Origin of the sequence: Micromonospora phytophila (assembly GCF_023656545.1) — a bacterium.
Taxonomy (GTDB): domain Bacteria; phylum Actinomycetota; class Actinomycetes; order Mycobacteriales; family Micromonosporaceae; genus Micromonospora; species Micromonospora phytophila.
Genome location: NZ_JAMOKF010000208.1, coordinates 1 through 9944 on the forward strand (window position 1 = coordinate 1; position 9944 = coordinate 9944).

General features: G+C 72.5%; 9 protein-coding genes. 6 read left to right on the top strand and 3 right to left on the bottom strand.

Annotation, left to right across the window (positions count from 1 at the left end):
* Nucleotides 1-96 precede the first annotated feature (96 nt).
* From NCC78_RS21530 to NCC78_RS21545, 4 genes are all read left to right on the top strand, one after another.
* Nucleotides 97-1323, top strand: a complete 1227-nt coding sequence (locus NCC78_RS21530; RefSeq protein WP_250796595.1) for a FecCD family ABC transporter permease — start codon at nucleotides 97-99, stop codon at nucleotides 1321-1323.
* Nucleotides 1324-1435: 112 nt separating this feature from the next.
* Entirely contained in the window at nucleotides 1436-2305 is an 870-nt protein-coding gene (locus tag NCC78_RS21535; RefSeq protein ID WP_250796596.1) for an ABC transporter ATP-binding protein, read from the top strand.
* Nucleotides 2305-3249, top strand: coding sequence for an ABC transporter substrate-binding protein (locus NCC78_RS21540; protein ID WP_250796597.1), 945 nt, complete (start codon nucleotides 2305-2307; stop codon nucleotides 3247-3249). Before NCC78_RS21535 ends, NCC78_RS21540 begins: the two co-directional genes overlap by 1 nt.
* A gap of 186 nt (nucleotides 3250-3435) precedes the next feature.
* Complete coding sequence (locus NCC78_RS21545; RefSeq protein WP_250796598.1) at nucleotides 3436-3783, top strand: hypothetical protein; 348 nt, start codon at nucleotides 3436-3438, stop codon at nucleotides 3781-3783.
* Between the two features lie 609 nt (nucleotides 3784-4392).
* On the opposite strand, the gene NCC78_RS21550 is transcribed toward NCC78_RS21545, so the two are convergent.
* The 3 genes from NCC78_RS21550 to trmB all read right to left on the bottom strand — a co-directional run bounded on the left by NCC78_RS21550 (nucleotide 4393) and on the right by trmB (nucleotide 8436).
* Nucleotides 4393-5037 carry a hypothetical protein gene (locus tag NCC78_RS21550; RefSeq protein WP_250796600.1) on the bottom strand — a complete coding sequence of 215 codons (645 nt, stop codon included), beginning with the start codon at nucleotides 5035-5037 and terminating at the stop codon, nucleotides 4393-4395.
* Nucleotides 5038-5183: 146 nt separating this feature from the next.
* Nucleotides 5184-7697, bottom strand: coding sequence for a DEAD/DEAH box helicase (locus NCC78_RS21555; RefSeq protein ID WP_250796601.1), 2514 nt, complete (start codon nucleotides 7695-7697; stop codon nucleotides 5184-5186).
* Nucleotides 7698-7806: 109 nt separating this feature from the next.
* Nucleotides 7807-8436: a tRNA (guanosine(46)-N7)-methyltransferase TrmB gene (gene trmB, locus NCC78_RS21560; RefSeq protein WP_250796604.1), complete on the bottom strand. Its 630-nt coding sequence runs from the start codon at nucleotides 8434-8436 to the stop codon at nucleotides 7807-7809.
* A 213-nt stretch (nucleotides 8437-8649) separates the two neighbouring features.
* Between trmB and NCC78_RS21565 the strand changes: the two genes are divergently transcribed.
* Together NCC78_RS21565 and NCC78_RS21570 are read left to right on the top strand one after the other, a co-directional pair.
* The gene (locus NCC78_RS21565) at nucleotides 8650-9255 is read left to right on the top strand and encodes a hypothetical protein (RefSeq protein WP_250796605.1); all 606 of its coding nucleotides are present in this window, start codon (nucleotides 8650-8652) and stop codon (nucleotides 9253-9255) included.
* Nucleotides 9256-9263: 8 nt separating this feature from the next.
* Complete coding sequence (locus tag NCC78_RS21570; protein ID WP_250796607.1) at nucleotides 9264-9935, top strand: class F sortase; 672 nt, start codon at nucleotides 9264-9266, stop codon at nucleotides 9933-9935.
* Nucleotides 9936-9944 lie beyond the last annotated feature (9 nt).

A 9944-nucleotide genomic window follows, 5' to 3' on the forward strand; every position in this document is an offset into this window, starting at 1 on the left:
CGCCCCGCCCGGTGAGGTGCCGGCGGGCATCGTCACCGCCCTGATCGGCGCCCCGCTGCTGGCCTTCCTGGTCCGCCGCGCGAAGGTGGTGACCGCGTGACCGCCCCCTCCCACCCGACCGCCTCCGGCCCGACGGGTGTCGGCCCGACCGACTCCGGCCCCAGTGGCGTCAGCCCGACCGCCTCGGGCCCGACCGCCTCCGCGGCGAGTGGCGCCGGCCGTGCCGCACCGGACGTGGCCGAATCGGTGCCGGTCACCGGTGGGCCGGCACGACCCGCCCCGATCGGTGTCGCCGCACTGCCCGGGCGGTCGCTGCTGCGACTCGGCCCGGTGAGCGTGCAGATTCGCCGCCGCTCGGTGCTGGTCGCCGTCGCGCTGGTCGTGCTGCTGCTGGTCGCCGGAGTGCTCAGCCTCTCCCTCGGCACCCCGTACGTTGCCCCGGCCGACGTGCTGCGCGCCCTCTCCGGCGCCGGCACCCCGTACGACCTGGTGGTCTTCGACCTGCGGCTGCCCCGGCTGGTGCTGGCCGCGGTGGCGGGCGCGGCCTTCGGGGTGGCCGGCACGCTGATCCAGAGCGTGGCCCGCAACCCCCTCGCGAGCCCCGACGTCATCGGCGTCACGCAGGGCGCCGGCCTCGCCGCGACGGTGGCGCTGACCAGCGGCGTCGCCGCGGTCCTGGTCGCGCCGGCGGCGCTGGCCGGCGGTCTGGCCGCCGCGGTGCTGCTGCTCGCCCTCGGCGCCCGGCACGGGCTGGCCGCGCAGCGGTTCGTGCTCGCCGGGGTGGCGGTCGCCTTCGCGCTGCGGGCGCTGACCGAGGTGGTCATGCTCACCGCCGACCCGATCGACGGGCTGCGCGCCCAGATCTGGCTGATCGGCACCCTGGCCGGCAAGGGCCAGAACGAGACCGAATGGATCGCCCGCACCCTGCTGGTGCTGCTGCCGCTGCTGATCTGGGCCGGTTGGGCGCTGAACAGCACCGCCCTGGACGACGACACCGCCCGGGGGATCGGGCTGCGCCCGGTGGCCCGCCGGATCGGGCTGGCCGGCACCGGCGTGCTCGTCGCCGCGATGGTCACCGCTCAGGTCGGCGCGGTCGACTTCGTGGCGCTGGTCGCGCCGCAGGTGGCCCGGCGGCTGGTCCGGGCCGAGCGCCCGCCGTTGATCTGTGCGGCGCTGGTCGGCGCGCTGCTGCTGGTGCTGGCCGACCTCGCCGGCCGTCGGCTGTTCGCCCCGACGCAACTGCCCGCCGGCGTGCTGACCGCCGCCATCGGCGGCCCGTACCTGATGTTCCTGCTGCTGCGCGGCCGCCGGAGGCCCTCGTGAAGCCCACCCGCCGCCCGACGTCCGTGGCAGGCCCGTCGCCCGTGCCCCGGCCGGCCTTCTCCCGCCGGTGCGCCGCCGACATCCCGTTCGCCGATCCTTCGAAGGAGGCGTGATGCTCTCCACCCGCGACCTGGTCGCCGGCTACGACGAGCGCACCGTGCTGGACGGGCTCGACCTGGAGTTGCCCGCCGACGCGTTCACCGTGATCGTCGGGCCGAACGCCTGCGGCAAGTCCACCCTGCTGCGCACCATGGCCCGCCTGCTCACGCCCCGGCGTGGCACGGTGCTGCTCGACGGCACCGCAATCCGCGACCTGCCCACCCGTGAGGTCGCGCGCCGGCTCGGCGTGCTCCCGCAGAGCCCGCTGGTGCCCGAGGGCGTCACCGTCGCCGACCTGGTCGGTCGGGGCCGGCAGCCGTACCAGCGGTGGTGGCGGCAGTGGTCGGAGCAGGACAGCGCCGCGGTCGACCGGGCGATGGCGATGGCGGACGTCGTCGGGCTCGCCGACCGGCCGGTGGACACCCTCTCCGGCGGCCAGCGGCAGCGGGTGTGGATCGCCATGACCCTCGCCCAGGACACCGACGCGCTGCTGCTCGACGAGCCGACCACCTTCCTCGACCTGGCCCATCAGGTGGAGGTGCTGGACCTGCTGCACCGGCTGCGCGTCGAGCGGGGCCGGACCGTGGTGGCCGTGCTGCACGACCTCAACCAGGCCGCCCGGTACGCCGACCACCTGATCGCGATGCGGGCCGGCGCCGTGGTGGCCGCCGGACCGCCCCGGGAGATCCTCACCGCGGAACTGGTCCGGGACGTCTTCGGGCTCCACTGTGTGGTCGTGCCCTGCCCGGTGACCGGGGCGCCGCTGGTGGTGCCCGGGCTCACCTCCCCCTCCCTCGCCCCGCCGGCCGCTCCGGCGGCCCGCACCCCCGCCGACGATGCGGTCACCCCGCTCGTCGGCTCCCACCCCTCGAAAGGAATCTGATGCGTCGTCTCGTCGCCGCCCTCACCGCGGCCGTCGCCCTCGGCGTCGGACTCACCGCCTGCGGTGAGAGCGACCCGGTAGCCGGCACCACCACCGGGGAAACCCGGGAGATCACCCACGCCATGGGCACCACCAAGGTGCCGGCGGAGCCGAAGCGGGTCGTCGTGCTCGACACGGACAAGATCGACACCGCGCTCTCCCTCGGTGTCACGCCGGTCGGCGCCGCCACCGCGGGCGAGGCCAAGAGCTGGCCGACCTACTTCGGTCAGGAGAAGCTCGCCGGCATCAAGGAGGTCGGGGTGCTCACCGAGCCTGACCTGGAGGCGATCAACGCCCTCAAGCCGGACCTGATCCTGGGCAGCAAGTTCCGCCAGGAGAAGTTCTACGACGAGCTGGCCGCCATCGCGCCGACCGTCTTCACCGAGAAGGTGGGCGTCACGTGGAAGGAGAACCTCCTCCTCGACGGCAAGGCGCTCGGCAAGGAGCAGCAGGCCAAGGATCTGCTCACCACGTACGAGACCCGCGCCAAGGAGTTCGGCGCCAAGCTCGGCGACGCCGCAACCCGCAAGATCTCCATCGTCCGCTTCATCCCGGGCGCCATCCGGGTGTACGGCCCGGACTCGTTCTCCGGCATCGTCGTCGGTGACACCGGCCTCGGCCGTCCCGAGCGGCAGTTGCTGGCCGCCAAGGAGGACAAGCGGTTCGACCTGGTCAGCGCCGAGCGGATCAACGAGGTCGACGGTGACGTCATCTTCGTGACCGCGTACGGCGAGAAGGCGGCGGGCGAGCAGGCCAAGGTCACCGGCGGGACCCTGTGGAAGGGCCTGTCCGCCGTCAAGGCGAACAAGGCGCACGTCGTCTCCGACGAGGTCTGGATGACCGGCATCGGCGTCGGCGCCGCCAACAAGATCCTCGACGACCTCGAAAAGCACCTCACCGCCTGACCCACCCCGCGCCAAGATCCGCGCAAATTCACGGAAAGAGTGGCTATTCCAGCTGGAATAGCCACTCTTTCCGTGTAAGTGCTCTCGGAGGGGCGGGTTTGTCAGGGGCGGGTGCGGGAGTGGAGGGCGGCGTGGACTTCTGCCAGGAAAACCGTCGAAGTCCTCGCGCATCCGTCGGCTGGTCACATGCAGCACGATCCAGTCGTCGCCGAGCAACTTGTTGAGGCGCTGCCGGTCCCGGTGGAACTGGGCTGGATCGTGGTGCCAGAGGCCGTCATATTCAACGGCGACTTTCAGCTCGGGCCATGCGAGATCGACGCGGGCCACGAACCGTCCGGCGCGTGTGACGACGTGCTGTGTCACCGGCCGCGGCAGACCGGCCGCGACGAGACGTACTCGAAGTCTGGACTCGGGCAGCGATTCCGCGCCGGCGTCCGTCATGCTCACCGCCTGCGCGAACTTCCGCCAGCCCCGCTCGCCACGGTGCGCGGAAGGTACCGCTCCAGATCGGCGAGGCTGACCGCGCCGACATGACGTAGCGAGTCGATCAGGGCCACAGCCTCGACGGTGTCGAGCCAGCATGCGAGATCCCAGCAGGTTCGCACCGCGGTGGTGACGGAGATGCCGTCGAGCACTGCCACCTCGCCCTCGCGCCACGCAGCGACGTGGACCAGAAGACCCGTGACGGGGCCGAACCGCGAGGACGGTTGCACCACCACCTCGACGGGCTTATTCGGCCCGGACTCGCTCCGCCGTGCAGTGCGACGGCAGACCTGCCCGCGATTGCACATCCCGGCGGAAAGAGCCAGGACGCGACGGCGTGACACCGGTGCGGTGGGAGATCTCCAGCCGCGCGTCGGCGTAGACGTTGTGAAGAGCCGTCGCCAGGCGCTGGTGCGCAGGTCGTTCTTCGTCAGCAGGCCGCGAAGGACCGCCTCACGAGCGAAGAAAACCTGCCCGACGAGTTCAACGGGACGACGAGGTGCACAGCCACCCCAACACCCTGACGTAATGCCCCGCCCCCGATAACCCCCTGTGGATAACCACACGACTGCGCTACCCACGTTCACGGAAAGAGTGGCTATCCGACGAGGAACAGCCACTCTTTCCGTGAAAGTGCGGTCGACGGCCGGGGGGTTGGGGTTAGGCAGCGGTGGTCCAGATGGCGCGGAAGGCGGCGGCTTCGCCGGCCAGCCAGCGCTCGATCTGGTCGGGCTTGGCGTCGGTGGGCATGCGGTGGGCCTCGCCGCGGCGGACGTCGACCAGGACCGGCTCGGCGTGCGGCAGCACCGCGTCCATGTGTCGGGCCATCAGGTGCAGGGTGGCGAGCATCGCCTCCTCGCTCGGCGGGGTCTCGTCGAAGTGCAGCCGGACGGCCTCGACCCGGCCGTCGGCGTACCGGAGGCCGAAGTGAGGGTTGATCTTGACGGGCAGGTCGCCCAGCATGGCGAGCGCGTCGCGCGTCTGGGCGAGGTCGACGCCCCGGGGCTCGCCGAGGGAGCGCAGCCAGGCCGACGCGCCGGGGACGAGCGCCTGGTAGAGCGGGCGCCAGCGGGGCTTGACCACGTCGACCACCTGGCCCAGGTGGGTGCCCCCGGTGTGGAAGGCGATGTCGGCCTTGAGCGCCTTGACGAACTGGCCGTGCGGGTTGAAGCCGGAACGGCTGGCCCGCTGCTTGCGCAGGCCCCCGACGAAGGTCGCCTTGGTCGGGCCGTTGCGGTCGACGTAGCGGGTGAAGCCGAGGAGCGTCGCGTAGGGGGTGAGTGGCGTGGAGGCGGGCGCGGTCACGGGCGTCCTCCCAGGTCAGGAACTCGATTAGTACATACATTCTAATCGACGGGTCTGACATCGCCCAGCGAAAACGGGGCTGCGGAAGGCACGGCAAAAGGGGCCGTCCGGACTGACCGGACGACCCCTTCCCCGCGTACGGAAAACTAGAGCTGGCCCACCGCGGTGATCCGGACCACCGCGGCGCCGGCCTCGTCGGAGGCGGCCAGGTCGACCTCGGCGCTGATGCCCCAGTCGTGGTCGCCGTCGGGGTCGTCGAGGATCTGCCGTACGGTCCAGCGCTCCCGACCCTGCTCGATCATGAGCAGCGCCGGCCCGCGCGCGTCCGGCCCCACCCCGATCGAGTCGTACGCCTCGAAGTACGGCTCCAGCGCGTCCGCCCAGGCGTCGGCGTCCCAGCCCGACGAGGAGTCCAGCTCGCCCAGGTCGTACCAGCGGCGCAGCGCGGCCAGCTCGACCCGACGGAACAGCGCGTTGCGCACCAGCACCCGGAAGGCGCGGGCGTTGCGGGTGACCGCCGGCGGCCGGTCGTCCAGCGCGGCGTGGGCCTGGGCGACCTCGGCGACGTCGGAGGGGTTGCGCAGCCGCTCCCACTCGTCGATCAGGCTGGAGTCGACCTGGCGGACCAGCTCGCCCAGCCACTCGATGAGGTCGACCAGCTCCTCGGTCTTGGCGTCCTCGGGGACGGTCTGCCGCAGCGTCTTGTACGCGTCGGCGAGATAGCGCAGGACCAGGCCCTCGGAGCGGGTGAGGGAGTAGAACTGCACGTACTCGGTGAAGGTCATCGCCCGCTCGTACATGTCCCGGACGACGGACTTGGGGGAGAGCTGGTGGTCGGCGACCCAGGGATGCCCCTGCCGGTACATCTCGTACGCGGCGTCGAGCAGCTCGGCGAGCGGCTTGGGCCAGGTCACCTCGTCGAGCAGTTCGAGGCGGGCCTCGTACTCGATGCCCTCGGCCTTCATCGCGGCGACCGCCTCGCCGCGCGCCTTGAACTGCTGGGCGGAGAGCACCTGGCGCGGGTCGTCCAGGATCGACTCCACCACCGAGAGCACGTCGAGGGCGTACGAGGGGGAGTCGACGTCGAGCAGCTCGATCGCGGCCAGCGCCAGCGGGGAGAGCGGCTGGTTGAGGGCGAAGTCGAGCTGGAGGTCGACGGTCAGGCGGACCCGGCGGCCGGTCTCGTCGGGCTCGTCGAGCTGCTCGACCACCCCGCCGGCACGCAGCGCCCGGTAGATCGCGATGGCGCGGCGGATGTGCCGGCGCTGGGCGGCGGCGTCCTCGTGGTTGTCGGTGAGCAGGTGCCGCATCGAGGCGAACGCGTCGCCGGGGCGGCCGATCACGTTGAGCAGCATCGAGTGGCTGACCTGGAAGCTGGAGGTGAGCGGCTCCGGCTCGGCGTCGACCAGGCGGTCGAAGGTGGGCCGGCCCCAGCCGACCGAGCCCTCCGGCGGCTTCTTCTTGACCACCTTGCGGCGCTTCTTCGGGTCGTCGCCGGCCTTGGCCAGGGCCTTCTCGTTCTCGATGACGTGCTCGGGGGCCTGCACCACCACCCGGCCGATGGTGTCGAAGCCGGCCCGGCCGGCCCGCCCGGCGATCTGGTGGAACTCGCGGGCCTTGAGCAGCCGGGTCCGCACCCCGTCGTACTTCGACAGGCCGGTGAAGAGCACGGTGCGGATCGGCACGTTGATGCCGACGCCGAGGGTGTCGGTGCCGCAGATGACCTTGAGCAGGCCGGCCTGGGCGAGGGTTTCCACCAGCCGGCGGTACTTCGGCAGCATGCCGGCGTGGTGCACGCCGATGCCGTGCCGGACCAGCCGGGACAGGGTCTTGCCGAAGCCGGAGGTGAACCGGAAGTTGCCGATCGCGGTGGCGATCATGTCCTTCTCGGCCCGGGTGCAGACGTTCACGCTCATCAGGGCCTGGGCCCGTTCCAGCGCGGCGGCCTGGGTGAAGTGCACGACGTAGACCGGGGCCTGCTTGGTCTGCAGCAGCTCTTCGAGGGTCTCGTGCAGCGGCGTCATCGCGTACGAGAAGATCAGCGGGACCGGCCGCTCCGCCGAGCGGACGACGGCGGTCGGCCGGCCGGTGCGCCGGGCCAGGTCGTCGACGAAGCGGGTGGTGTCGCCGAGGGTGGCCGACATCAGCACGAACTGGGCCTGTGGCAGCTCGATCAGCGGCACCTGCCAGGCCCAGCCCCGGTCCGGCTCGGCGTAGAAGTGGAACTCGTCCATGACCACCTGGCCGACGTCGGCCCGCTCGCCCTCGCGCAGCGCGAGGTTGGCCAGGATCTCGGCGGTGCAGCAGATGATCGGGGCGTCGGCGTTGACGCTGGCGTCACCGGTCAGCATGCCGACGTTGTCGGCGCCGAAGACCTCGCAAAGGGCGAAGAACTTCTCCGACACCAGCGCCTTGATCGGCGCGGTGTAGAAGGTGGTCCGGCTGTCGGCCAGGGCCGCGAAGTGGGCCGCGATCGCGACCAGGCTCTTACCGGAGCCGGTCGGCGTGTTCATGATCACGTTCGCGCCGGAGACGATCTCGATGACCGCCTCCTCCTGGTGGGGATAGAGGTCGAGGCCGCGCTCCTTCGCCCAACCGGCGAACGCGTCGTAGAGGGTGTCGGGGTCGGCGCTTGCAGGCAGCGCGGCGGTGAGCGTCATAGCGGGTCCATGGTGCCTGGATCATGCCCCTTCCCGCCAACCGGCGGTGGTGGCCCCGTCCATCCCGGCCGAAACACGACGATTTGCCCCACCGCCAGCGGGCGAGGGCTCAGCGGCGGCGGTGGATCAGGTCGAAGATCGGGCGGCCGGCGGTGACGGCGCGGCGCTCGAACTTGGTGACCGGACGGTGCGCCGGGCGCGGGGCGAAGCCGTCGTGCGCGTCGACGAGCTCCGGATCGGCGTCCAGGGTCTGCCGCATCGACGCGGCGTACTCCGCCCAGTCGGTCGCACAGTGCAGCGTCCCGCCCCGGACGAGGCGGGACCGCAGCAGCGCGACGTGTGCCGGCTGGATCAGGCGCCGCTTGTGGTGGCGCGACTTGGGCCACGGGTCGGGGAAGAACACGTGCACCGCGTCCAGCGACTCCGCCGGCAGGGCCCTGACCAGGTCCAACGCGTCGCCCTCGGCGACCCGGACGTTGCTCAGGCCCCGGCGTTCCACCAGGTCCAGCAGGTTCGCGATTCCGGGCGTGTGCACCTCGACCGCCAGATAATCTCGATCCGGGTCGGCTGCGGCCATCTCGGCGGTGGCGTCGCCCATGCCGGAGCCGATCTCCAGCACCAGCGGGGAGCGGCGGCCGAAGAGCACCGCCGGGTCGAGCGGCCCGTCCAGGTCCGCGGCGATGTCGAAGCCGTACGCCGGCCACAGCCGGTCGAGCGCGTCGGTCTGCCGGCCGCTCATGCGGCCACGACGCGGGTGGAAGGTGCGGATCGGTCTCGCGGGCGCCGGTGGCGGCGCGGCGACGGGGATCAGGTCGGTGGAGGTCACAGCGACCCGAGCCTACGCGACGGTCCCGCCGGATCGGATGTGATGTACGGCCGGGGGTGAGAGGATTCATCCCGTACGGCAGGCCGGGCGGTCCGCTGCCCGGCACCGAGTGCGCCGGGAGGGGCAATGGTGTCACGCACGCACCGCCGCGCGGCGCTGGCCGTCGCCCTCGCCGCGGTCGCCGCCCCCCTGCTCGGGACGGGTCCCGCCCCGGCCGCCGTGCCGCCGGCGGTGGCCCCGACGCCGGGGGAGTCGGAGCAGCCCGGTGACTGGCAACCGCCGCCGGGCGTCGTCTTCGTCGAGGTCAAGCCGAGCACCGTGGAACCGGGTTTCCTGGTCGGGGTGCGGGCCAGCTGCCGGGACAACCGGGTGCCGGCGATCGTGGTCTCCGACGCCTTCGGCCGGATCGCCGTCTACCCGCAGCGCGGCGAGCTGACCGGGACGCCGATGGTGCGCGAGCGCACCCGACCCGGCAACTACCGGGTCAAGCTGGAGTGCCCCGACGGCGCGACCGCCTCGACCATGCTCCAGGTGGTCAAGGCCGTCGACCCCACCCGCCAGCCGACGCCCAGGCCCAGCCGCGGGCCGGCGACCGGGTTCGGCGGAGGCGCCGGCGGCTTCACCGGGGGGCTGCTGCTGCCCGGCGGGGTCGCCCTGACCGTGGCCGGCATGGTCGTCTGGGTGGTGGCGACCCGTCGCCCCCGTACCGTCCGTGGCGCCGCCGGACGCTGAGCCCCGTGATGGCCACCCCGCCCGCCGCGCAGCCGGCCGCCGCCGATCGGCGTCGGCCGTCCGGACGCAGCCCGTGGTCGGTGCCGCTGGCCGTGGTGCTGGTGCTGGTCGGGGTCTTCGCGACCGGGGCGGGGCTGTGCCGTACGGTCGGGCCGTTCGACTGGGCGGCCGGCGGTGGTGAGGCCCGGCCGGCCCGCGGCGAGAGCGGCCGGCTGGCCGCCAGCCGGCCGGTGCGGCTGTCGGTCCCGACGATCAAGGTGTCCGCGAACGTGGCACCGGTCGGTCAGGCCCGGGACGGGTCGATCGCCGTACCGCCGCTGGAGCGGGCCCAGGAGACCGGCTGGTACGACCGGGGACCGACCCCCGGTGAGCCGGGGCCGGCGGTGATCGTCGGGCACGTGGACACCAAGAGCGGGCCGTCTGTCTTCTACGACCTGCACAAGCTGCGCCCCGGCGACACCGTCGAGGTGACCCGCGCCGACCACTCGGTGGTGGTGTTCACGGTCGACTCGGTGGAGCACTTCCCGAAGGACCAGCTCCCGGCGGAGCGGATCTACGGTGACGAGGGCCCGCCCGGCCTGCGCCTGATCACCTGCGGCGGGGACTGGCTCGGCGGCCGCGCCGGCTACGCCGACAACGTCATCGCCTTCGCGACCCTCACCTCCTCCCGCAAGCCCTGACCGACCCGG